This is a genomic window from Brachyspira sp. G79, assembly GCF_002379365.1.
Lineage (GTDB): Bacteria > Spirochaetota > Brachyspiria > Brachyspirales > Brachyspiraceae > Brachyspira.
Map to the genome: position 1 here is coordinate 2495682 of NZ_JQIU01000008.1, position 23219 is coordinate 2518900.

The 23219-nt window shown below is 28.8% G+C and carries 22 protein-coding genes and 1 pseudogene; 10 read left to right on the forward strand and 13 right to left on the reverse strand.

Going from position 1 to position 23219, the window contains the following annotated elements; translation table 11 throughout:
* Positions 1 to 14 precede the first annotated feature (14 nt).
* Complete coding sequence (locus KQ44_RS12420; RefSeq protein WP_096737669.1) at positions 15 to 440, forward strand: Hsp20/alpha crystallin family protein; 426 nt, start codon at positions 15 to 17, stop codon at positions 438 to 440.
* A 122-nt stretch (positions 441 to 562) separates the two neighbouring features.
* Here the strand turns inward: KQ44_RS12420 and KQ44_RS14340 are convergent, their stop codons facing one another.
* A complete protein-coding gene (locus tag KQ44_RS14340; protein WP_143277889.1) occupies positions 563 to 820 on the reverse strand; it encodes an MATE family efflux transporter in 258 nt (85 codons plus the stop codon).
* Between the two features lie 397 nt (positions 821 to 1217).
* Between KQ44_RS14340 and pnuC the strand changes: the two genes are divergently transcribed.
* The 3 genes from pnuC (at position 1218) to KQ44_RS12435 (ending at position 4587) form a co-directional block, all read left to right on the forward strand.
* Positions 1218 to 1910 carry a nicotinamide riboside transporter PnuC gene (pnuC, locus tag KQ44_RS12425; protein WP_096737670.1) on the forward strand — a complete coding sequence of 231 codons (693 nt, stop codon included), beginning with the start codon at positions 1218 to 1220 and terminating at the stop codon, positions 1908 to 1910.
* 41 nt (positions 1911 to 1951) lie between these two features.
* Positions 1952 to 2962: an AAA family ATPase gene (locus tag KQ44_RS12430; protein WP_096737824.1), complete on the forward strand. Its 1011-nt coding sequence runs from the start codon at positions 1952 to 1954 to the stop codon at positions 2960 to 2962.
* A gap of 539 nt (positions 2963 to 3501) precedes the next feature.
* Complete coding sequence (locus KQ44_RS12435) at positions 3502 to 4587, forward strand: NAD(P)-dependent alcohol dehydrogenase (protein WP_096737671.1); 1086 nt, start codon at positions 3502 to 3504, stop codon at positions 4585 to 4587.
* Between the two features lie 147 nt (positions 4588 to 4734).
* Here the strand turns inward: KQ44_RS12435 and KQ44_RS12440 are convergent, their stop codons facing one another.
* The 7 genes and pseudogenes from KQ44_RS12440 to KQ44_RS12470 form a co-directional block, all read right to left on the reverse strand.
* Positions 4735 to 5382 carry a DUF305 domain-containing protein gene (locus tag KQ44_RS12440; RefSeq protein ID WP_096737672.1) on the reverse strand — a complete coding sequence of 216 codons (648 nt, stop codon included), beginning with the start codon at positions 5380 to 5382 and terminating at the stop codon, positions 4735 to 4737.
* Positions 5383 to 5453: 71 nt separating this feature from the next.
* Entirely contained in the window at positions 5454 to 5963 is a 510-nt protein-coding gene (gene rimM / locus KQ44_RS12445) for a ribosome maturation factor RimM (RefSeq protein WP_096737673.1), read from the reverse strand.
* Entirely contained in the window at positions 5960 to 6202 is a 243-nt protein-coding gene (locus KQ44_RS12450; RefSeq protein ID WP_008726607.1) for a KH domain-containing protein, read from the reverse strand. The genes rimM and KQ44_RS12450 overlap by 4 nt, the downstream gene beginning before the upstream one ends.
* A gap of 149 nt (positions 6203 to 6351) precedes the next feature.
* A pseudogene (gene rpsP, locus KQ44_RS12455) lies at positions 6352 to 6594 on the reverse strand (30S ribosomal protein S16); the annotation flags it as partial.
* 21 nt (positions 6595 to 6615) lie between these two features.
* Positions 6616 to 7971: a signal recognition particle receptor subunit alpha gene (locus tag KQ44_RS12460; protein ID WP_096737674.1), complete on the reverse strand. Its 1356-nt coding sequence runs from the start codon at positions 7969 to 7971 to the stop codon at positions 6616 to 6618.
* A gap of 263 nt (positions 7972 to 8234) precedes the next feature.
* Positions 8235 to 9089, reverse strand: coding sequence for a carbohydrate ABC transporter permease (locus KQ44_RS12465; RefSeq protein ID WP_096737675.1), 855 nt, complete (start codon positions 9087 to 9089; stop codon positions 8235 to 8237).
* A 46-nt stretch (positions 9090 to 9135) separates the two neighbouring features.
* Positions 9136 to 10008 carry a sugar ABC transporter permease gene (locus tag KQ44_RS12470; protein ID WP_096737676.1) on the reverse strand — a complete coding sequence of 291 codons (873 nt, stop codon included), beginning with the start codon at positions 10006 to 10008 and terminating at the stop codon, positions 9136 to 9138.
* Between the two features lie 473 nt (positions 10009 to 10481).
* On the opposite strand from KQ44_RS12470, the gene KQ44_RS12475 reads away from it, so the two are divergent.
* From KQ44_RS12475 to KQ44_RS12495, 5 genes are all read left to right on the forward strand, one after another.
* The gene (locus KQ44_RS12475) at positions 10482 to 11666 is read left to right on the forward strand and encodes a M20 family metallopeptidase (RefSeq protein ID WP_096737677.1); all 1185 of its coding nucleotides are present in this window, start codon (positions 10482 to 10484) and stop codon (positions 11664 to 11666) included.
* A 70-nt stretch (positions 11667 to 11736) separates the two neighbouring features.
* Entirely contained in the window at positions 11737 to 12618 is an 882-nt protein-coding gene (dapA, locus tag KQ44_RS12480) for a 4-hydroxy-tetrahydrodipicolinate synthase (protein WP_096737678.1), read from the forward strand.
* A gap of 32 nt (positions 12619 to 12650) precedes the next feature.
* A complete protein-coding gene (dapB, locus tag KQ44_RS12485; protein ID WP_096737679.1) occupies positions 12651 to 13346 on the forward strand; it encodes a 4-hydroxy-tetrahydrodipicolinate reductase in 696 nt (231 codons plus the stop codon).
* A 74-nt stretch (positions 13347 to 13420) separates the two neighbouring features.
* Positions 13421 to 14134, forward strand: a complete 714-nt coding sequence (gene dapD / locus KQ44_RS12490; protein ID WP_096737680.1) for a 2,3,4,5-tetrahydropyridine-2,6-dicarboxylate N-acetyltransferase — start codon at positions 13421 to 13423, stop codon at positions 14132 to 14134.
* A gap of 166 nt (positions 14135 to 14300) precedes the next feature.
* Positions 14301 to 15434: a pyridoxal phosphate-dependent aminotransferase gene (locus KQ44_RS12495; RefSeq protein WP_096737681.1), complete on the forward strand. Its 1134-nt coding sequence runs from the start codon at positions 14301 to 14303 to the stop codon at positions 15432 to 15434.
* A gap of 102 nt (positions 15435 to 15536) precedes the next feature.
* Here KQ44_RS12495 and KQ44_RS12500 read toward each other — a convergent pair whose 3' ends face one another.
* From KQ44_RS12500 to KQ44_RS12515, 5 genes are all read right to left on the reverse strand, one after another.
* Positions 15537 to 16154: a hypothetical protein gene (locus tag KQ44_RS12500; protein ID WP_096737682.1), complete on the reverse strand. Its 618-nt coding sequence runs from the start codon at positions 16152 to 16154 to the stop codon at positions 15537 to 15539.
* A 4-nt stretch (positions 16155 to 16158) separates the two neighbouring features.
* A complete protein-coding gene (locus tag KQ44_RS15260; protein ID WP_240516644.1) occupies positions 16159 to 16968 on the reverse strand; it encodes an AAA family ATPase in 810 nt (269 codons plus the stop codon).
* 98 nt (positions 16969 to 17066) lie between these two features.
* Positions 17067 to 17558 (reverse strand): AAA family ATPase, encoded by a 492-nt coding sequence (locus KQ44_RS15265; RefSeq protein WP_240516646.1) that lies wholly within the window; start codon positions 17556 to 17558, stop codon positions 17067 to 17069.
* A 157-nt stretch (positions 17559 to 17715) separates the two neighbouring features.
* The gene (locus KQ44_RS12510) at positions 17716 to 19980 is read right to left on the reverse strand and encodes a thiamine pyrophosphate-dependent enzyme (protein ID WP_096737683.1); all 2265 of its coding nucleotides are present in this window, start codon (positions 19978 to 19980) and stop codon (positions 17716 to 17718) included.
* Positions 19981 to 19994: 14 nt separating this feature from the next.
* Positions 19995 to 21029, reverse strand: coding sequence for a 2-oxoacid:acceptor oxidoreductase family protein (locus tag KQ44_RS12515; protein WP_096737684.1), 1035 nt, complete (start codon positions 21027 to 21029; stop codon positions 19995 to 19997).
* Positions 21030 to 21335: 306 nt separating this feature from the next.
* On the opposite strand from KQ44_RS12515, the gene KQ44_RS12520 reads away from it, so the two are divergent.
* On the forward strand, positions 21336 to 23180 hold the full coding sequence (locus tag KQ44_RS12520; RefSeq protein WP_096737685.1) for a methyl-accepting chemotaxis protein: 1845 nt from the start codon (positions 21336 to 21338) through the stop codon (positions 23178 to 23180).
* Positions 23181 to 23219 lie beyond the last annotated feature (39 nt).

Genomic DNA, 23219 nt, shown 5'->3' on the forward strand with positions numbered 1-23219 from the left:
TAGGAGAGTTTAATATGTCAAGAAGAATATTTGTACCAACTTTACATTCAATTTTTTCAAATGCTAATAATAGATATAATAATGCATTAAACCGCTATAGAGATTATGAAAACAGATTGCCTGATTATAGAATAGAAGAAGATGAAAAAAGCTACTGCATAGAAATGGATATGCCGGGCGTTAAAAAAGAAGATTTAGAAATAGGAATAAAAGAAAATATACTTTCTATATCAGCTAAACGTAAAAAAATGGTTAAAGCAGAAAACGGCGAATCAAAAGAAGAAGTTGTTTCAAGCTATGAACAAAGTTTTAATATCAGTACAAAAGGTATTGATGTAGAAAATATTCAGGCTAATTTGAATAACGGAGTATTGATAGTGATTCTTCCAAAGAAAGAAGAACTTAAATATGAGAAAAAAATAGAAGTAAAAGGAGAGTAAAAAAGGTAAATAATAGATCAACTTACTTTAATTCATAAGATATAATCCATAATAATAATGAGGCGTATACAGGAAAATAAAACTGTCTACGCCTTTTTTATTTATATAAATTATCTATTAGTTTAGTCTTTAAACAAGTATAATCTATGTTTTTTTATAAAGATTAAAAAATAGATAATGCCTATAAAGGCTGGTACTATAGGAGAAAGTGCCATAGATAAATATATACCAAAAAAGCCTATATGTTTTTCTAAGATTAAAAAAGCACAGTTTCCTAATATGGCAACTGCATTATCACTTTCAAAATGAGAGATAAATATTATATCTGCAATGCTGTATAAATATTGAAGTATATTTGAAATAAATAATATAAATGAAATTTAATTAAATACATGAAATTTTTCTTGAATATAAAATACAAATATACTAAAAATATTACAAAATCTGCTTAAGAGAAGTATAAAGTTTTTTAGTATGCCTCAAACAATAAACTTTTTTAGATATTGTTGGAGCTTAATTCAATAACAAGTTTCACATATTTATGAAATTAATAATAATTATAATTGTCAAGTTATTAATTTAATTTTATATATTTTTTTTAGGTGTTTTAATAATTATGTACAAAAAAGTTTAAATGTCAGAGAATATACGTAGAGCAATGGAAAAATAACTATTGGGCAATTATAATAACTATATATGTTTCAAATATTTAAATTTAAAAAATTAATTTTGACAAATTATAGTTGTTTGGCTATAATATAATTAAAAAGGTTTATAATGAAAAATTTTATAAAAAATGAACTTAAAAATTGGAAAACTGTAGAAGTATTATGGATTTTAACAGCAAGTGCTATAATATTATCTCTTTCTCTATATTGGAAAGAAAATATTATAGGTATATTGTCATCAATAAGCGGTATATTATGTGTAATTCTAACTGGTAAAGGAAAATTATCTTCATATATATTTGGAATGATTAATACTATTCTCTATTCATACATTGCCTTTAATGCCAAATACTATGGTGAGTTTATGCTCAATGTTTTTTATTATATACCTATGAATATAGCTGGATTTATACTTTGGAGCAGAAATTTAAATAATGAAAGTAAAGAAGTTATAAAAACAAAATTAAATAATAAGTATAAGATTATAATATTTGCTTTGTCTTTTATATCTATATTTATTTATGGGCTTATATTAAAAAAATTGGGAGGCTCTCTTCCTTTTGTAGACAGTGCAAGTACAGTATTTGCTATAACAGCACAGATACTCTGCATAAAAAGATGCTCTGAACAGTGGATAATGTGGATATTAGTAAATATTTTAAATATATCTATATGGTATATTAATTTCTCAAGCGGCGGAGATAATATAGCAACTTTGCTTATGTGGAGTGTTTATTTAGTTAATGCTTTATTTATGCTCATAAAATGGTACAAAGAAGCAAACGCTTTAAAAATAAATTAATATTTAATAAAAATAATGAAATATATTATTCGGAGTTTTTAATGTATAATGTAGGAATGTACGCAGGATCATTTAATCCAATTCATCTTGGGCATGTAAGATGCATAATAGAAGCAGCTAATCAATGCAAAACTCTTTATATAATTTTATGTATTGGCAATAATAGAAATGAAATTGATAAAAAAATAAGATACAGATGGATTTATCAATTAACAAAGCATATAGGAAATGTAAAAATTGTATTTATAGAAGATAATGCAAAAACAAAAGAAGATTATACAGAAGATTTATGGGAAGAGGATTCTATAAAAATTAAAAATGCTATAGGTGAAAAGATTGATGCAGTGTTTTTGGGAGATGATTATAAAAATAAAGATTCTTTTTATACAAGATACTATAAAGAATCAAAGTTAGTATTTATAGAGAGAGATGAAATAAGTTCTACAAAAATTAGAGAAAATGTTTATAAATATTGGGATTATTTACCTAATATAGTAAAGCCTTATTATACAAAAAAGGTTTTACTTTTGGGAAGCGAAAGCACAGGAAAGTCGACGCTTACAATTAATTTGGCTAATTATTATAATACCAACTATATAGAAGAAGCAGGCAGAGAACTATCTGAAAAATCTGGAACGGACTTGCTTATGCTTTCAGAAGATTTTACAGAGATACTTTTAACTCATAAACTAAATGAAATAAAGGCATTAGAACATAGTAATAAAATATTATTTATAGATACTGATGCTGTAATTACAAATTTTTATATGCATTTTTTGAAAGATGAAAATATAATTAATAATGAAATATTAGCAAAGGCAATTATTAATATAAATAAATATGATGCTGTATTATTTTTAGAACCAGATGTTGATTTTGTTCAGGACGGAGACAGAAGCGAAGTAATAAAAAACAACAGAGAAAAATACAGCAGTCAAATAAAAGATATACTTGATAGTTTAAATATTAAATATTATTCTATAAATGGTGATTATCAGTCAAGATTTAAAAAGTCGGTTTCTATAATAGATGTATTATTAAAAAATAAATGATATATAAATTTTTATTTAATGTATTAAATTATCAATTTACAAACTTGAAAATTCTCAGTATATACCTAAACAAACATAGTTTGTCAAAAAATTAACTTTGTAATTTTTGATATTTGCGAAGCACATAGTCGTGCCCCACCCAAGTTCTTTTATGACGTCTGTCCTCCTGTTGTATAAAATAACATTATATCCTTGATAAACTCGGATACACTTCGCGAAAGACTGCATTTTTACCCCCCATTTTAGGTATTTACCATACATTTAATATGTATATTTAAAATATAAAGTTCTAGCAATTGCTTTTTTCGTGAATCATATACGAAGGATAAAAACTTTTGGAAAAAAGTTGATAATTAGATATAAAGTGCATCAGTTGACAAAATAGAATTATTCCAGTATATACTTTTATGTAGTTATATAAACTAATATTTTATAAGTATAATAATTAAATAAAAATATAAAAAATTAAAATACATATTGACATTGGAGTGTACTTCAATGTTATAATACGCATATATTTTTAAGGAGTGATTAGTAATATGTTACTAGATAATAATTTGGAAGAAGCTAATTCTGGAAAAAGAATCAATGCAAAAGGATACGCAGTTCACAGCAAAACAGATACATTCAAACCATTTGAGTTTTCAAGACATTCTATGGGTGATAATGATATACTTATAGAGATAATGTATGCTGGTATATGTCATAGTGATATACACTCAGCTAGAAGTGAATGGCATGAAGGTATATATCCTATGGTACCAGGTCATGAGATTGCTGGTAAAGTTGTTGCTGTAGGTAAGAATGTTACCAAGTTTAAAATAGGTGATTATGCAGGAGTAGGCTGTATGGTAAACTCATGCGGAGAATGCGAGGCTTGTAAAAAAAGTCATGAACAATTTTGTGAAAGAGGACAGACTGTATTTACTTATGATTGTAAAGATCATTTTCATAATGATGAGCCTACTTACGGCGGATATTCAAACAATATAGTAGTAAGTGAAAAATTTGCTATTACTGTAGCAAAAGATGCTCCAATGGAAAAAGTAGCTCCATTACTATGTGCTGGTATTACAACTTATTCACCTCTAAAATTTTCTGGTGTTAAAAAAGGTGATATAGTAGGAGTTGCTGGTTTTGGCGGACTTGGCTCTATGGCAGTTAAATATGCTGTTAATATGGGGGCCGAAGTTTATGTATTTGCACGCAATGATAAAAAGAAAAAAGAAGCATTAGAAATGGGGGCTAAAGATTTATTTACTTCTACAAAAGATGTTCCAGTACGTTTTGATTTGATAGTATCTACAATACCTACTGGATATGATGTTAATAACTATGTTGATTTACTTAAATACGGTGGAGAGATGGCTATTGTAGGGCTTCCTCCTTCAGAAATCAAACAAAGTATAGATTTGGCAAGATTAGTATTTTCTGGCGGTAAAAAAGTTTACGGATCTATGATAGGAGGAATTAAAGAAACTCAGGAAATGCTTGATTTTTCTCTTAAACATAAAATATATCCAGAAACAGAAATAATATCTGCAAACCAAATAGATGAAGCATACAATAAACTTACTAGTGGACAGGCAAAATTCAGATATGTAATAGATATGAAAACACTATAAAATTTTTGTTCATAAATATGTTTTTAGGCAGCAGTATTTTTATATTGCTGCCTTATTTTTTATAATTATATATAATTATATATGATGCATTCAAAAAGAGACTTATTTTTATAAGCCTATTTTTGAAAATGATAAAAATATTTAATATTACTTAAGCATATTATTCATATCTGTTATTTCTTTTTCTTGAGAAGCAATAATATTATTAGCAATCTCTTTTATTTTATCATCTTTAGTAAACTCTAAAATCTTTTTAGAAACATCAACAGCAGCCTGATGATGAGGTATCATACCTCTTAAAAAATCAATATCATTGTTTCCAGTAACTTCAATGGAAGACATATCTTTCATCATATTATTCATAATCTCTTCCATTTCATTTCCTAAATTTTGAGTATCTATATCTTCATAGCTTGTATTTTTATTTTTTAGTTCAGTAACTAAAGATGTAAACTCATTTACTTCTTTTTCCTGTTCTGCTATTATATTATTAGCCAAAGTTATTAAAGCCTCATTAGTAGTTGTTTCTAATAATTTTTTTGAAGAAATAATTGCACCTTGATGATGGGGTATCATATTTACCAAAAAGTCAGCATCAATATTCTGAGTTTTTTCAAAAGGCTGTTCCATCATAGGAGCATGCATCAAGTATATAATTTCAGAGCCTTTATTATTATGCATATTATTCATAGAATGTGATGAATGATTAACTGTATTATTATCAGAAGTTTTTTGTCCGCATGATATTATAAAAGCAGACATTAAAACTATAAATATTGTTATAATTTGTTTCATTTTATATCCTTTAATTTTATTCAAGGTTAATAACTTTATAATATAATCAAAGGTAAAAATTATTTTTTATATTAATCATCATCAAATATAGGCTTTTGAATGATTTGTATTGATTTATTAGTTTTATCAGCTTTTCCGAAATATGCATGAACAAAAGGGATAGAAACTATATTTCCGTTTTCAGCTAGTTTTATCTCAAATACATAATTAGAAGGAATAGAGTATACATCTGTTATTTCACCGTATATGTTGTTATCATTATCTATTATTTTATAGCCTATTAACTCTGCTTCATAAAATGTATCATTATCAAGCTCGGGAAGATTTGAAGAATCAATAAATATATCAAAACCTATTAACTCTTTAGCTTTTTCAAGAGTATCAATATCTTTTAGGGCGAGTACAAAAGATTTATTTTTTTTCTTGACATTTGTAACGGTAAAAGTTTGCCCGTTAATAATGATAGATGTGTTTTTATTTAAAACAGGAAGAGAGGTGAAATAACTTTTATCGGAAAAAGCCATTTCAACCTCTCCTTTTAAACCATGTATGCCTGTAATTTTTGCGTAAAAAATAATCAATTGTCAATAATCTCAAGCATTACACGTTTACCACTTTTCATGGAAGCTGCAAAAAGAATAGTACGTAATGCATGAGCAATACGACCTCTTTTACCTATAATTTTACCTATGTCGCTTTGGTTCACTTTCAATTCCAGAATCGTACTCTTCTCACCCTCAATAACCTTAACACTCACACCCTCAGGCTCATCCACTAATTTTTTAGCCAAATACTCAATAAGCTCTTTTTCTTCCGTCATAGCACACTCCTTTATATATTATAAGACGTAAATTAGGCTTCGCTTTTCTCCTCAGCAGATTCAGGCTTAGCTTGTTTACGATGTTTGCGTCTTTTTTCAGGATTTTTCAATGCTCTTTTTTTCTTGCGTTCAAGCGGAGCACCTTTATCTTTTTCCATCAAACCTTCTTTAACAAGAATACTTTTTACTACATAAGTTGGCTGTGCACCGTTAGAAAGCCATTTTTTTAAGCCTTCTACATTTAACTTATACAATACATCTTTAGCTTTAGGGTTAAACCAACCTAGCTCTTCAATAAAACGACCATCGCGTGGGAAACGAGCATCTGCTGCTACAATACGATAATGAGGCTCATGTTTGCGACCTATACGTTTTAATCTTAATTTTACCACCTTTATTTTCCTCCAAGTTTATTACATTAATTTGTTTAAATCATCTATAGACATACCCATACCCTCTAGGGACTTTGCGAGCTTATCCATCTTTTTAGTACTGCCCATCATATTTTTCATCATAGTAAATTGTTTTATTAACTGATTTACATCATAAACACTTTGACCGCTTCCTTTGGATATTCTCATTTTTCTTGAATTATTCAAAGGAAATAGGGCTAATCTTTCTTTTTTAGTCATTGATTGTATAATAGCTTTGTATTTTTTGAACTTCTCTTCTTCACGGCTTAAAAGCTCTGTATCAATATTAGCCATACCAGGAATCATAGAAGTCATTTTAGTGATACCGCCCATTTTAGCGGTAGCTTCTATTTGTTTTAAGAAATCATTATAATCGAAGTTATTTTCTATAACTTTCTGAAGCATTTCTTTAGCTTCTTTTTCGCTTATAGCAGCACGGGCTTTTTCTACAAGTTTTACAATATCACCCATACCTAGTATCTGACCTGCAACTCTTTTTGCATCAAATACATCTATATCATCTATATGTTCGCCCACACCTACAAATTTAACTGGGGAGCCTGTAGCATATTTTAATGATAATGCAGCACCGCCTCTTACACCAGAGTCAAATTTTGTAAGTATTACTCCGTTTATGCCTATATTACTTTGGAAACTTTTAGCCACATCATAAACACTCTGACCTGCAGTAGAGTCTACAACCAATAATTTTTCAGTAACATCAGCAGAGTTTACAACACGTCTAAGCTCCATCATCATATCTTCATCTATTTCCAAACGTCCTGCAGTATCAACTAATATCATGTTGTACTGTTCTTTTTTGGCTATAGCAAGAGCTTTTTTGAGTATTTTATATGCTTTTTTTTCTTTAGTGTCTATATGATAAGGAACTCCTACTTCTCTAGCAAGTACGGCAAGCTGTTCCATAGCGGCAGGTCTATGTACATCAAGACCAACCATCATAACACGTCTTTTATCTTTATAATATTTTGCTAATTTAGCTGTTGTAGTAGTTTTACCAGAGCCCTGCAGACCGAATAATAATGTGATAGTAGTTTTTTCTACAGGTTCTAATTTAAGACCGCTTTCACCTTCGCCTATCATATTTACCAAAGTATCATGAACATCAGCTATAAATTGATTGGCAGGTTCTACACCTTCTATTTTTTCTTTTCCTATGGCTCTATTTGTAGCTTCTTCTAGGAATTTGTTAGCTGCTTCTAAAGATACATCAGCTGATAGCAGAGCTTCTTTTATAGTAAGAAGGCTGTCAGTTATATCTTTATCGGTTAGTACTTTTTTGCCATGTATTTTAGAGAATACATTAGATATAGATTTTGTTAAATTATCAAACACTAAAATTAACCTTAAATAAACATATTACTTCCAATACTATATTATACATAATATTTTTTAAAAGTCAAGATTTAGACTGCTTTAACAAAAAATAATATATACTGAAATTATTTTATTTTGTAAATTTTATATATTGGAGATTATACTTTTAAATTTTTGTTAAAAAATATAGTATTTAGCCTGCAAAAAGTCACTATGTGCCATATAGATAGTATTTTAAATAATTAAAAATACAAACTTAATAATTTATGTATAATATTTTACTATTTTCCGCTACCGCCTGTCATACCTTTTACTAGAAATTTCCTGAATATTACAGCTAGCAATGCTGGAGGGAATATGGCTAAAAGTCCAGCTGCTGTTGTTATGCCGTACTCTATAGTGTCTTTGGATACAAATTCTGAAGCAACTATTGATATTGGCTTTGTAGCAGCGGAGCTTGCCAAAATAAGAGGTATTTGAAACTGTCCCCAAGACATAAGAAATACAAGAAGAAATGCTGATAATATGATAGGTGCTGATATTGGAATCATTACTCTAAAAAGAACATCTATTTCATTGCATCCGTCTATGTAAGATGCCTCTTCTATTTCTAATGGTATGGTTTCAAAATAATTTGATATTAACCAAGTATTAATTGGAAGAAATGAAGTTACATATACTAAAGATAATGCAAATAAATTGTCAAGTAATGACATCAATGAGAACATTCTATAAAGTGGTATTATAGTTGTAAATGCTGGTATTGCCATAGATATAAGTATTAAAGTTTTTACTATGTTTCTGCCTTTGAACTTCATCTTCGATACCGCATATGCACACATAATTGAAAAAGGAAGGCATAAAAATATTGTTATAAAGGCTGTCCTTATAGAATTAAATACTCCTATAAAAAACATTTTAGATTGTCTTGAAGAGGCTGTGAAAATTTTTATATAATTATCCATTGTAGGTTCTTTAGGCAAAAAATTAGAAGTATTTTTAAACATCTCATATTCTGGTGTAAAGCTCACAATTAAAGCCCAAGTTATAGGTCCTAAAATTATTAATACAAAGAATATTACAGATATATAATATAAAAAATTTATTCTTTTGCTTTTATTTTTTTTATTGTTCATAAATATTTATGTATTATTTTTCCTTAATATTAATTATTAAAATGTTTTATAAATAGTCAATTTTCCTAGACATAGATTTTATATATAATATTCCTAAAATACCAGATACTATCATAACTAAATATGTTAATGCACTTCCTCTTCCAAAGTCAAGAAAAGAAAATGTTGTCATATAGTCCTCAAGAAGTATAGTTTTTCCTAAATTGCTGTAACCTGAAATAGTTATAACTTCATCAAAAACATTTATTGCTGATATTGATGTAAAAGTTATAATAATACCCAAAGCAGGTACTAAAAGCGGTAAAGTTACTCTTGTAAACATTTGGAATTTATTTGCCCCGTCAATACTAGCTGCATCATAAAGTACATCAGGTATAGCACGCATAGATGAAAGAAGAACAATAGAACAAAATGGTATATTTCTCCAAGCAACGACTATCGCTATAATGAGCATTAATGAATATCTATTAGACAAATATTGTATAGGTTCTTCTATAATATTTAAATTGTATAAAATCTTATTAAGAAATCCGTATCCAGGATAGAATATCCATTTCCAAAGTATCCCATTAACTACTGGAGGCAAAGCCCAAGGTATGACAGCTATAGCCATAAGTATATTTTTTAATCTGCTTTCAAAATTAAGGATACTTGCAAATAAAAGCCCTAATAATATACATATTATAACTACTATAATCATTATTATTATACTGTTTTGAAGCGAATACCAAAAATCAAATGATTTTAAAGTATATATATAATTATCAAAACCTATAAATGCCGTATCTTTCGGAGCTGTTAATTTCATTTTTCTAAGGCTATAAAAGAATGTAACTATTATAGGATACAAGACAAATACTGTCATAATTACAACAGCAGGCAGTATTAATATATAAGGCAATACTTTATTTTTTTTCATAATCCAAAAATATTTTGTAACTTCTTATTTAAAATATAACTAAAGTATTAAAATTTGTCAATTATTTTTATGGAATAAACTTATTATACTTGATTATTTTAATTAATACATTTATTTTTCAATGACTAATACTTTTTATTAAAAAATAATATTCTCATTCTTGACTTTTACGATATTATTACATATAATAATACTATCAATAATTTATAAGGAGTTTGGAATGTATATTTCGTTCATAACCAATACAGCCCAGTGCCGTATTTTTACCACCTCAAACACCACTGATAATGCTAATATCTTTTTTCAGCTTTCTAAATTCTATAAATCTTTCAAACGTAATCTATCAAAATCTAAGAAGTAATCTTTTTTTAATAATTCTAAAAAACTAATTTTAATATATTTTTTAATTTTAAAAGTAATATTTTATATCAGTATGATATAATTGTTTAAAAAATATTAAGGCGTATATAATAATGAATAATTCTATAATATCAGAAAATATTCTTTTGTCTATGAAAGAGTTTTTAATAGATTTAAGAAGAGATTTGCATTCTCACCCTGAACTAGGCTTTGAAGAGTTTAGAACATCAGAAAAAATATCTTCTATATTAGGATCATTAAATATTAATCATAAAACAAAAGTAGCAAAAACAGGTATAATAGCAGATATTGAAGGCGAGGATAAAAACTTTACTATAGCATTCAGAGCTGATATGGACGCTTTGCCTATGGAAGATAGTAAACAAAACTGTTCATACTCTTCAAAAAATAAAGGTGTATGTCATTCATGCGGACATGATGTGCATATGACGGTATTAACAGGAGTAGCCAAATATTTTTCAGAGATAAAACCTCCATGCAATATTAGGTTAATATATCAGCCTGCCGAAGAGACTACAGGCGGAGCTTTACCTATGATTAATGAAGGAGCTTTAGAAAATGTTAATGCTATTTACGGACTTCATGTACGCCCAGAGATAAGAGTAGGACAAGTTAGCACTACATATGGAGCAATGTATGCTAGTTCTAATATGTTTGAAATAAATATAAAAGGAAAATCAGCACATGGGGCTAAATCATATAACGGTATTGATCCTATTATAGTATCTTCTCATATTATAACACAGCTTCATAGTTTTATTTCTGCATTTACAGATCATACTATAAGACTTCATATAGGAAGCATAAACGCAGGATCTGCAGGCAATATAGTAGCTGATAATGTAAAAATGAAAGGTATTATAAGAATGCTATGTGATGATGAAACTAGAAATAAAAGATTAAAAATGATAGAAAATATTGTTGTAAATACATCAGAAAGTTTTGGGGCTTTGGGAGAGTTTATTAATATACCGTCTTATCCTGCTTTGATTAATCATGATGAGGCTGTTAATATTGTTAGAGAATCTGCTTCAAATATTTTAGGAAATGAAAATTGCCTTGAAGAAAATGCTAATATGACAACTGAAGATTTTAGTTATTATCTTCAAAAAGTAAAAGGGGCTTTTTTTAGTTTGGGAGTATCTAATGATAAAATAAATGTTCCAATTCATAATGGTCTTTTTGATATAGACGAAAATGCTATAAATATAGGGGTAAAAATACAAGTGCTTAATGTTTATAATACATATAAAAATAAAGATTTTTTTATATCTTAACATAATTATTTTTTAATATTTTACTATGGTAAAAAAATAAAATGCAATATATAATTAAAGGAGATTAAATATGTCATTATTTGAAGGAGCAGGTGTAGCTTTAATAACACCATTTACAAGAGATAACAAAATTAATTATGAGAAATTAGAAGAGCTTATTGAGTTTCAAATAGCAAACAAAACAGATGCTATTGTTGCAGCAGGTACTACAGCAGAAAGTGCAGCTTTAAATTTTGAAGAGCGAATGGAAGTGATAAAATTCTGCATAGAGCGTACTAAAAAAAGAACTTTAGTAATAGCAGGAACTGGAACTAACTCTACATCAGTTGCAGTAGAGTTTAGTAAAAAATCTTACGAATATGGTGCTGATATAGTGATGGCAGTAACTCCGTACTATAATAAAGGTAATGAAAGCGGACTTATTGATTACTTTACGCAGATAGCAAACAGTGTAAAATGTCCAGTTATAATGTATAATGTTCCTTCAAGAACTGGAGTTAAATTATCACTTAACGTTATCAAAACTTTATCCGAGGTTTCTAATATTCAAGGTATAAAAGAGGCAAGCGGAGATATTAGTTATGTAGCTGATATTGCTAATATTGCCCCTAAATTGGATATTTACTCTGGAAATGATGATATGGTAACTCCGATGATGGCTTTAGGTGCTAAAGGTGTAATATCCGTTACAAGCAATATTATACCTAAAGAAAATCATGATATGGTTATGAATTATATTAACGGTAATATTAAAGAAGCAGTAAATGCACAGATTAAATATATAGATTTGATAAGGGCTATGTTTATAGAGGTTAATCCAGTGCCTATAAAAGAAGCTATGAATATGATGGGTTTTGATGTAGGAGAATGCCGCTCTCCATTAGGTCCTTTAAGTGAAAAAAACAGAGAGCAAGTAAGACAAACACTTAGTAAATATGGATTAATAAAATAATTAATAAAAAATATAAAAAACGGAGTAAAAATATGAAAGTAATGATACATGGAACAGGAGTGATGAGCTCTATGTTAAAAGAAGTTATTGAAAAAGATGGAGAATTTGAAATATCTGCTTTTGTTGATGATTTTACTGATGAAAAAGGAGATATGATAATAGACTTCTCTCATTTTTCAAGACTTCCAGCTATGATAGACTATGGTGTAAAAAATAATATACCTATGGTTATCTGTACTACTGGTTATGATGAAACTGTACTTGCTAAAATAGTTGAAGCTTCTACTCATGTACCTATAGTATTATCTTCAAATACTTGTATAGGTATGAATTTGATGAATGAAATTGTTGCTAAAATTGCACCTCTATTAACTGGTTTTGATATTGAAATTATAGAAACTCACCATAATAGAAAAGTAGACTCCCCAAGCGGTACTGCTAAAAGCCTTTATAATGTTATTAATGATGCTTTGGATAATCAAATGTCATTAGTTAATGGAAGAAATGGGCTGCATGTAAGAGATAAAAAAGAAATAGGAATACATTCTATAAGAGGCGGATCTGTTGTAGGAGAACATAAAGTGATTTTCTTTGGTGATGATGAGATTATCGAAATAAAACATACTTCTACTTCAAGAAGAATATTTGCTAATGGTGCTGTTAAAGCTGCAAAATTCCTTATGGGCAAAAAACCAGGTCTTTATAGAATGAAAGAAGTTTTATCATAAAATAATAGATAATAATTTATTTAATAATACCCCCATTACTAAGCAGAAAATTTATTTGAGGAGAATAGAGAAAAATGGATATGTTAGAAAAGTCAGAAGATATTATTGCATATATTAAAAATTCTAAGAAAAGAACACCAGCAAAAGTATATATAAGAGGAAATTTGCCTAATAATATAGTTACAAATACAAGTGTAAAAATATTTTCATCTGGTAATTTCCACTTTATGGTTGGAGAATATGAAGAGATACAGAATATACTAACAGAATATAAAAAATTTATAGAAGACTGCTATTTGGAAAATGACAGAAGAAATTCTGGCGTTCCTACTTTGGATTATTCTACTGTTAATGCCAGAATTGAACCTGGTGCTGTAATCAGAGATAAAGTAAAAATCGGAGATAATGCTGTTATAATGATGGGAGCTATTATCAATATAGGTGCTGAAGTGGGAGAAGGTACTATGATAGATATGGGAGCTGTATTAGGAGGACGAGCTATTGTAGGTAAGAACTGCCATGTAGGTGCAGGAGCTGTAATTGCTGGTGTTATTGAACCGCCTTCTGCTAAACCTGTTATTATAGAAGATAATGTTGTTATTGGTGCTAATGCAGTCATTATTGAAGGCGTACATGTGGGTAAAAATGCTGTTATTGGTGCTGGGGCAGTTGTTATAGAAGATGTAGAAGAAAATCAGGTTATTGCTGGAAATCCTGCAAAAGTTATAAAAACTAAAGATGAAAAAACTGCTGATAAAACTAAATTGGTAGATGATTTAAGAAAATAATTTCTTAATTATAATTAAAGCCTCTATTTCTTATATAGGGGCTTTATAATATTTTCAAATCATATATTTCTCAAATTAATATTTATAAAAACTTTTCATAAATATAAAATTGACAAATTAAACATTATTATATATAATAATATCCTATACAATAATGGAGATTATCATGGAACTTAATAAAAATATACTTCAAGTACCTTATTCTCTTATAAGGGAACTTACAGAAAAAGCTCAAAAAAAAGAAAACGCTATAATGCTTACAATAGGTGAGCCAGATTTGCAGCCTCCTAAAGAACTTATTGATTATGCCTGTCAGTATGCTCAAACTCATGCCTTACCTTATACTCAGTCTGGCGGAAGCGAGTATTTAAGAAGTTTAGTTGCAAAGCATTATAATAAATATTACGGATCTGATATTAATGCTAATAATGTTACTATGCATATAGGCTCTATGGAAGGTATATCATCCGTATTTAGAACTATACTTAATATAGATGATGAAGTTATAATACCTACTCCGTTTTTCTCTCCTTATGAGCAGGCTGTAAAACTTTCTTATGGAAAACCAGTATTTTTAGATACTAGAGATGATCATTTGGTATTAAAGCCAGAAAATATAGAAAAAGTTATTACAAATAAAACTAAAGCTATATTATTTAGTAATCCTGGTAATCCCTCTGGATATATGCTCAAAAAAGAGGAAATGGACGAGCTTGTAAAATATTTTGAGAAAAAAGATATTTTTATTATAGCTGATGAAATATATTCTGCTATATCATTTTATCCTTTTACATCATTTGCTTCTTATCCTTCTATAAAAGACAAAGTTATAGTATTAAACGGTTTTTCAAAATCGCATTCTATGACTGGCTGGAGAATAGGATACAGCATAGCACCTGAAGAAGTAAGAAAATATATAGTTAATGCAAGCTTTAACAATGTAGGAAGTATGGTTTCTCTTTCATGTGCTATAGCAGAATATGCTTTAGAAAACTATCCTATAATAGAGAGTTTCAGAGATATTTATAAAGAACGAGCATTCTTCTTGGCTAAAGAATTAAATGATTTAGGATTTGATGTAATAGAGCCGAGAGGTGCATTTTATTTATTTGTAGGCTATTCTAAATTTTCAAATGAGCCTTCACTAGATTTTTCTATGAGATTATTGGATAGTACAGGAGTTGCTGTAGTACCAGGTATTGCTTTCGGAAGTGAGAACTATTTTAGAATAGCATTAACTCAGGATATACCTTTATTAAAAGAAGCTGCTAAGAAAATAAAAGAGTTCATAACTAAATAATTTATTTTTTCATTATTATTTTATTAAATTAAGCGGGGATTATTAAAAAGTCTCCGCTTATTTGTATATAATTCATTCTCTAATTATATAAACGTAATAATTTTAAGAAATATTTATAATTGCTTCATTGTCATTCTTTCTATAATCATCATATTTTAATTTAATTATATTAAGTTTATTGCTATTAAAAAATTTATTTGGTATAACATTTTTTAAATATATTTGACTTTGTTTCCAATTATCAATATCATACTTCATTAGTTGTTGCTTAGAAGGAATAAGAGTTGAAAGATTTTTAGTTAAACTACTGTCATCATGAAAAGAAACATATAAATCTATTTTATTAATATCCAAATGCAATGGAGATAATACTGTCATTACTCTTAAATAGCCATTTATTAATTGATATGATAATTTGTTAATATTACTATCTGTAATAGCCGATTTCATTTCAATAATATCTAATTTATATCCATTGATATTTTTTGAAATCAAAATAATATCCGATGAGTTTCTAAATGATAAATGATTAAATTTATTATTGCCTTCAATATTTTTTATTAAAATACATTCATTATAAGGAATATTAATATTATATCTTACATCAATATTATCTATATTCTCATTATAAATAAACTGACTACTATCTACAATATCAAAATCAAAAAAATTATTATAATATTTATTTAGCTTTTCTATTTTTTCGTATAGCTCTCTCATATTTTTAATTATCCAAATCTTCAATAAAAGCTTCAAATTCTTCTGATGACTGCATTAAGTAATTATGGAATGTAGGAGCTTGAAATCCGTATTTACTTCCTTTTATTTCTGTTATTTCAGTAAATCCGTCTTCTTTTATATCGAATTGATACATTCTCACTTTATCTTCTGAAATTAAATCATCTTCATCATAATTATATTTTTTAATCAATTCTTTTTTTACATCTTCTTTATTGTTATTTAATTTAATCATATTATTTATATGCTGAACAATAGTATCGCTATGAGTAGTTATCATTACATTAATGCCAGAATTAATTAACTTTATAAAAAGCCTAGTTAATTGCTGCTGCAGCTTTGGATGCAAAGATATTTCGGGCTCTTCCATAAGTAATTTTCTTTTTATAAATCCATATTTCAAAAATAAATATAAAGGTGCTAGTTCTGTTACAACAGCCGATGATAGATACATTTGAAACTCTAATTCTGTATTTTCTGGTTTATAATATATATTCTTAGTTTCTTCATTTATCATTATCTTACCAAAGAGCATATTCTTCTCAATGAAATCTAACATTAAATATAACTTTTTTGTCATATGTTCAATATCATTTTTTTGTTTGGATAACTCATCAAAATTATCTAAAAAGTCCATAATAGGTCTTGATAAATATTGATTATTTTTTTCAGCATATCGGTCATACTTTGAAGCTCTTGCAGAAGCAGATATATCATTTCTTGATAATAAAAAACCAGTCCTTGATACAGGTAAAAAAGTCTTTAATTCATTACCAATAATATAACGATTATTCAAATAATTATTAACAATAAAATAAACAACTCTTTTAGAAACAAATATAACATAGTTAGAGTAGTTATATATAATACTTGTTCTATCACCATAATAATTAGCTATAGTAAATATATTATATTCTTCATCATCTTTACATTCATTTTCTTTTTTACTCTAAATTTTATCTCTCTATCATAAAATTCTAATTTTATATTTTCTAATTTTATTTCATTATCAGAATTAAATATGTAATTTATCACTTCATTGGAATGTTTATTCAAAAGTAAGTTAAATAATTCTATAAAAATATCTATTTCTTCAAATGATAATTCAACTTCCTTATCAAAATCCAAGTTATTTATATAATTTTCTATAATAGATTTTAATTTTTTATATTCATCTAATTCTTCAATATTTTTTTCATCTTCAAATATTATATTAATTATTTTTTCTATATATCTCATTAATCCATAAACTAAAGTCATTAAATAACTTTTTCCGCTATTGTTATCACCTATAAATAAAGTAAATGGAGATAATTCAATTTTAGCTTCTTTTATTTTCGCAAAATTTTTTACATATAGAGTTGGATATTTAATATTTTCAGACATAATTACTTTTAATACATTTTGTTAATATTTTCTAAAAAATTTTATCATATAATAATACTTTGTCAATCATTATAATATATAATAAATGCAAAAGATAACGGCCGCCTACTCTAAGAGCAAGCAGCCGTATTTTATTCTAATTCTTAGCTTTAACTAATTATAGAAGAGGACTTTCATGCATAGCTTTTAAGCGATACCATCTTCTATCAACTTCTTTTTGGAATGCATCAAGTATATCCTGATGTTTAAGAAGGTGTTTAGTTTTACCCATCATTTTAAGCCATTCAGTAACAGGCTGTTTTTTATCATCAGCTACCATGTTAGTGATAGTAGTGATACCATGTTCTATTTCATACAATGGGAAGAAACAGCAGTCAACAGCAGCTTTGATAACATCTTTACCCATGTCATCTGGAGATTTCCAGTTTAAAGGACAAGCGATAAGAAGTTTAACAAAAGCAGTACCATGATGATTAGCATACCATTGAGCTTTAGCAGCTTTTTTAACTAAATCTAATGGATAAGCTTCACAGCCAGTAGCAACATAAGGGATATGACATCCAGCAAATATTTGAGCTACGTCTTTGTGATTGAATTGTTTACCAACTTCAGCTTTACCAACGTTAGAAGTAGAAGTTCTGTGTCCTAATGGAGTAGAGAATGATAATTGGTTACCAGTGTTCATGTATCCTTCATTATCATATTCTAATATAATCATTTTGTGATTTCTGATAGCAGCACCAATAGAAGGTCCCATACCTATGTCATGACCGCCGTCTCCAGTAACCATTATGAAAGTAGGATCTTCTGGTCCTTCGATTTCACCTCTTCTTTTTCTTTCATGATACATTTCTACTATACCAGAAAGAGTAGCAGCACCGTTTTGGAACAAGTTGTGAACATAAGTAGTTCTGTAAGAGCTGTAAGGATAACCTGTAGTAACAACCATAGAACAACCAGTATGTACTAAAAGAACAACTTCACCTTCTATACCTTTCATGAAAGTATTGATACCAGAGAAGATACCGCAGCCATTACAAGCACCATGACCTTGAGCATAACGATAAGCTTTACCAGTTAATTCTCTAAGAGGAGGAGTTTTAACTTCAAGTTTATGAGTTTGTTCATTCATAGTAACAGTGATACCTGATTTTTGGCTTTCCAAAGTAAGAGGTTCATGTATAGGTTTCATTTTAACATTAGGATCACCCATATATTGTTCTAAGTAAGAGTGTTTTTCTACAGAACCAGGATTAGCCAATTCTTTCAAACCTAAATCGAATAATTCTTTAGCTTTTTCCAAAGTAAACTCAGTACCGCCAAGACCATAAACTCTGCTAACAATAGAAGATTTGTTATTAGGATCATTTTTAAGAGCAGCTCTGATTTCAGTAGACATGTTACCGCCCATACCAGAGTATGAATCTTGTCTGTCACCTACAACAACTACTTTAACATTAGCAAGTAATTTTTGTAATTCTTTTTCTGGGAAAGGACGAATTTGAGTAATAGCGAAAGCACCAATTTTAAGGTTAGGATTAGCTTTTCTCATTTCATCAACAGCCAAAGTACCAGTTTCATAAGCAGAACCGCAAAGCATTAAAGCTACTTCAGCATCTTCCATTTTATAAGTTTCTATAGGATGATATTTTCTTCCAGAAAGAGAAGCAAATTCTTCAAATACATCTAAAATTATAGCACGAGCATCTTCTAATGCTTGAGAAAGCTGTAATTTACTTCCAGTTAATTCATCTTCATTCATGTAAGGTCCGATTGTAACAGGATTTTTTCCTGGTTCAACAGAAGTAACTTCTGGAGTATATTTACCTAAGAAATCCTGAACATCTTTGTCATTTTTGAATAGGTGAATTTTTTTCTTTTGGTGAGAAGTAAAGAAACCGTCAGAAGAAACTATAATAGGTAATTTAGCTCTTTCAGCGATTTTTAAAGCAAAGATATTGAAGTCATAAACCATTTGAGTAGTATGAGCCATAATGATAATCCAACCAGTGTTAAGAGCCATCATTATGTCAGATTGGTCACATTTAATGTCTAGCGGACCAGAAACTGTTCTGTTTACAACATTTAATACCATAGGGAATCTAGTACCTGATTGTACAGGTAATTGTTCCATAGCAAAAAGAAGACCATTAGCAGAAGTAGCATTGAATACTCTACCGCCTGCAGTAGTAGCACCGTAACATATACCAGCAGCACCATGTTCACCGTCACCTGGTATCATGCATACTGTGTGTCTTCCATTAGCTTTCATTTCGTCTAAGTACTCAGCAATCTGAGTAGAAGGCGTAATTGGGTAGTAACCCATAACGTGATAATTGATTTGAGCGGCTGCAATGGCTGCTAATTCATTACCACTTTCAAGTATGTTTTCTTGTTCTGCAAGATTATATTTGTTAGCCATTTATTCGCTCCTTATTATTTTTTGTAACGACTGTATGTAAGTTCTGGAACATTACATTCTGCTTCTATTTCAATTCTTAAAGCTTGTTCTTCTTTAGGATATTGCTTAGCAGCATAAGGTCCTTTAGGGCAGGCTCTTACACATTTTAAACAGCCTTTACAATATTGATAATCAATACCCATCATATTCATAGCTGTTTTGCTAGCATCTTTTCTGTCTGGTCCTTTTTCCCAAACTATACAAAGGTCTGGACAAACAACTTCGCAGTTAGCACAGTCAATACAGTTTTTAGGATTGAATACTGGAATATGACCTGTACGAGTTACTTGTAAATCTTTTAAAGTGGAGTTACCAGCAGCACTTATATAACCGCCTGTTAATTGGTTGTTTTTACCATAAACAGGTTCTGGTTTTTTATAAGGTATATAAGGATATTTTCCGTCTGCAGGGAAATCTTTAACTACAGATTCGCTTCCGCCTTTTCTGAAAGCTTCAATATTAGGTTCTACTAATTCAGCTTTTCTTCCGCCGAATTGTTTTCTGATTTGTTCTTCAAATTTAGCAGAATCTATAAAATCAAGCTGATTAACCATAGCACCCATTATGATAGTATTAGCTGCTTGAGATGGAAGTTTTAAATCATTAGCAATTTTTATAGCATCAACACAAACTACTTTACCGCCATGAAGTTTAGCAAAGTCTCTTGCTTCATCAGGAGTTTTATTAGTGTTGAAGATAACAATAGCGTCTTCTTTAACACCAGCTAATGTCATAGGGTTTTTAAGAAGATTCATGTGGAATACTGCCACAACATGCGGTTCTTCTACAGTAGAGTTCACTCTAACTTCATCTTCTGAGAATCTTACAAAAGATTTAACAGGTGAACCTTTTTTTTCTGAACCATAACTAGAGAATGCTGCTCCATAGTAGCCTTGTGATAAAACACCTACTTCTGCAAGCATTTTACCTGCACTATTAGCACCCATTCCACCGATACTTTCGAGACGTATCTCGAAAAAGCCTAAATCATTGACTTTTGGGAGTTTCACGATTTTTTTCTCCTTTATTTAAATTAAAATGAGATTTTGGGAATAAACATTAAAAGTATATTTATTCTAAAAATTAATATACTGTCAATGTTTATATATTGTACTACAAAAAAGATAAAAGTCAAATTCATTATAGTTATTTTACTATATAATGTATATTTTTCCAAAAAAAATATTATTTAATACAAAAAATACTATATATACGTATAAAAATATGAAAATAATTTGACTTTACATATTTAAAATAATATACTAATAAATATACTATTCAGAGTAATAAACTTATATATGAATAAGGATCATCTTATGAAAAAGAAATTTAATAGCTTATCTTTACAAATTCCTATTGTAGTTAATATTTTTATAGCATTTCTTCTTTTTGTATCCATTTTCACATTATTAAAGATGTCAAGTAAAGCAATAGACGATGCTTCATATAATGGATTTGCAACTACAATAAAGGGGTATGCAACTTTTTTCGACTCTTTAGTCGAAAATCAATTAATATTATCAGATACATATTCATCTTTTACATTTGTTATAAACTATATGCAAAATAGAAACGCAGAAGATGAAGCTAATATGCTTACTGTATTAAGATTAATGTCTGCTAAAAATCCGTATGTAAATAGTTTAGCACTAGTAGAAAAAGACGGAACAATAATGAATAACTCTGAAGGTAATAATACCGATGTAGGAAAAAATGCAGGACAGCTATATCCAGACCTTTGGAGAAAATATGATGCTGTAAAAAAGCCTACATTATCAGATTCTATATACAAATCTCCAGATGGAAAGTGGATTACGGCAATTATTGCTCCAATAAATTCGAGAACTGATAATACATATTTAGGAGCATTGTTAGTAGTATTAGACTGGCAGAAGGTTATAGATGAAGTATCTAAAACTGCAGGAGAGGTTCTTACTCATTGGATAAGATTATGGGTATTTAATAAAGATACTTTGCTTGTAATGCATAATGTACCTAGCGAAGTTGGAAAACTTGCTCCTGTTGAAGTAAAAACAATTGTTAATAATACAGAAGGAAAATTGGAATTTCAAAATGATGGTATGACTAAAGTTTGTTTATATACTACTATTGAAAATCAACCTTGGAAAGTAGCATTCTCTATGCCTCTTAGCTTTATAGAACAGGAAAGCTCAAGAATATTAAAAGTAGGTATTTTAATAGGAGTTATAGGACTTATATTAAGTTCTATAATAGGATTCTTATATATAAGCAGCTTGATGAGACCTTTGAAGATACTTGTTGAAGAGGCTGAAGAGATGTCTAAAGGTCAATTTATACTTAGAAAATTTAAATTCAGAAAAAATGAAATAGGTGATATAGCATACTCATTCAAACATATGAGAGATGCATTGTCAAAAATAATTAATGAAGTTAATGATACTTCAGAAAAAATAAATAATGCAGCTGCAAGTCTTACTAACGGAAGTGATGACTTATCAGCAAGAACAGAAGCCCAAGCTGCTAGTCTTGAAGAGACTTCATCTGCCATAGAAGAGATGGCTTCTACTATAAAATCATCTGCTTCGCATTCTGTTGAAGGTAATGATATGATGATAGCTTCCAGAGATGCAGTTGAAAATGGTGCTAATGTAATCGCTGAAACTACAAAAAATATAGAAGAAGTTTATGAGGCAAGTGAGAAAATAAAAAATATTACAAAGACTATAGAAGACATTGCATTTCAAACAAACATACTTGCTCTTAATGCTTCAGTAGAGGCAGCACGTGCGGGTGATCAGGGCAGAGGTTTTGCTGTAGTAGCTTCTGAAGTAAGAAATTTAGCTCAAAACTCTCAGGCTTCTGCTAAAGATATAACTTTGCTTATAGAAAATATATATGACAAGATTAACAAATCGGCAGAAACAGCAAGAGAATCACAAAAGATATTTGATGATATACAATCAAAAATAGAAAACACTGCTAAAATAATGCAGGAAATAAGTACTACCGCAGTTGAACAGCAGACTGGGGTAGATCAGGTAAATATCGCTGTATCTAAAATAGACAGTATCACTCAGCAAAATGCTTCTTTAGTTGATGAAACCAGTACATCTGCTAAAGAACTATTAGAGCAGGCTCAGAATCTAAAACAGATTATGACTTTCTTTAAAATGTATTAAATTTTAATCATTTTTTATTTTTTTATATAAAGATTTTAT

Excerpts from the sequence above, each read along its gene's own strand:
- KQ44_RS12420 (WP_096737669.1), top strand. The coding sequence starts at position 15 with ATGTCAAGAAGAATATTTGTACCAACTTTACATTCAATTTTTTCAAAT.
- pnuC (WP_096737670.1), top strand. The coding sequence starts at position 1,218 with ATGAAAAATTTTATAAAAAATGAACTTAAAAATTGGAAAACTGTAGAA.
- KQ44_RS12430 (WP_096737824.1), top strand. The coding sequence starts at position 1,952 with ATGTATAATGTAGGAATGTACGCAGGATCATTTAATCCAATTCATCTT.
- KQ44_RS12435 (WP_096737671.1), top strand. The coding sequence starts at position 3,502 with ATGTTACTAGATAATAATTTGGAAGAAGCTAATTCTGGAAAAAGAATC.
- KQ44_RS12440 (WP_096737672.1), bottom strand. The coding sequence starts at position 5,382 with ATGAAACAAATTATAACAATATTTATAGTTTTAATGTCTGCTTTTATA.
- KQ44_RS12450 (WP_008726607.1), bottom strand. The coding sequence starts at position 6,202 with ATGACGGAAGAAAAAGAGCTTATTGAGTATTTGGCTAAAAAATTAGTG.
- KQ44_RS12465 (WP_096737675.1), bottom strand. The coding sequence starts at position 9,089 with ATGAACAATAAAAAAAATAAAAGCAAAAGAATAAATTTTTTATATTAT.
- KQ44_RS12470 (WP_096737676.1), bottom strand. The coding sequence starts at position 10,008 with ATGAAAAAAAATAAAGTATTGCCTTATATATTAATACTGCCTGCTGTT.
- KQ44_RS12475 (WP_096737677.1), top strand. The coding sequence starts at position 10,482 with ATGAATAATTCTATAATATCAGAAAATATTCTTTTGTCTATGAAAGAG.
- dapA (WP_096737678.1), top strand. The coding sequence starts at position 11,737 with ATGTCATTATTTGAAGGAGCAGGTGTAGCTTTAATAACACCATTTACA.
- dapB (WP_096737679.1), top strand. The coding sequence starts at position 12,651 with ATGAAAGTAATGATACATGGAACAGGAGTGATGAGCTCTATGTTAAAA.
- dapD (WP_096737680.1), top strand. The coding sequence starts at position 13,421 with ATGGATATGTTAGAAAAGTCAGAAGATATTATTGCATATATTAAAAAT.
- KQ44_RS12495 (WP_096737681.1), top strand. The coding sequence starts at position 14,301 with ATGGAACTTAATAAAAATATACTTCAAGTACCTTATTCTCTTATAAGG.
- KQ44_RS12500 (WP_096737682.1), bottom strand. The coding sequence starts at position 16,154 with ATGAGAGAGCTATACGAAAAAATAGAAAAGCTAAATAAATATTATAAT.
- KQ44_RS15265 (WP_240516646.1), bottom strand. The coding sequence starts at position 17,558 with ATGTCTGAAAATATTAAATATCCAACTCTATATGTAAAAAATTTTGCG.
- KQ44_RS12510 (WP_096737683.1), bottom strand. The coding sequence starts at position 19,980 with ATGGCTAACAAATATAATCTTGCAGAACAAGAAAACATACTTGAAAGT.
- KQ44_RS12520 (WP_096737685.1), top strand. The coding sequence starts at position 21,336 with ATGAAAAAGAAATTTAATAGCTTATCTTTACAAATTCCTATTGTAGTT.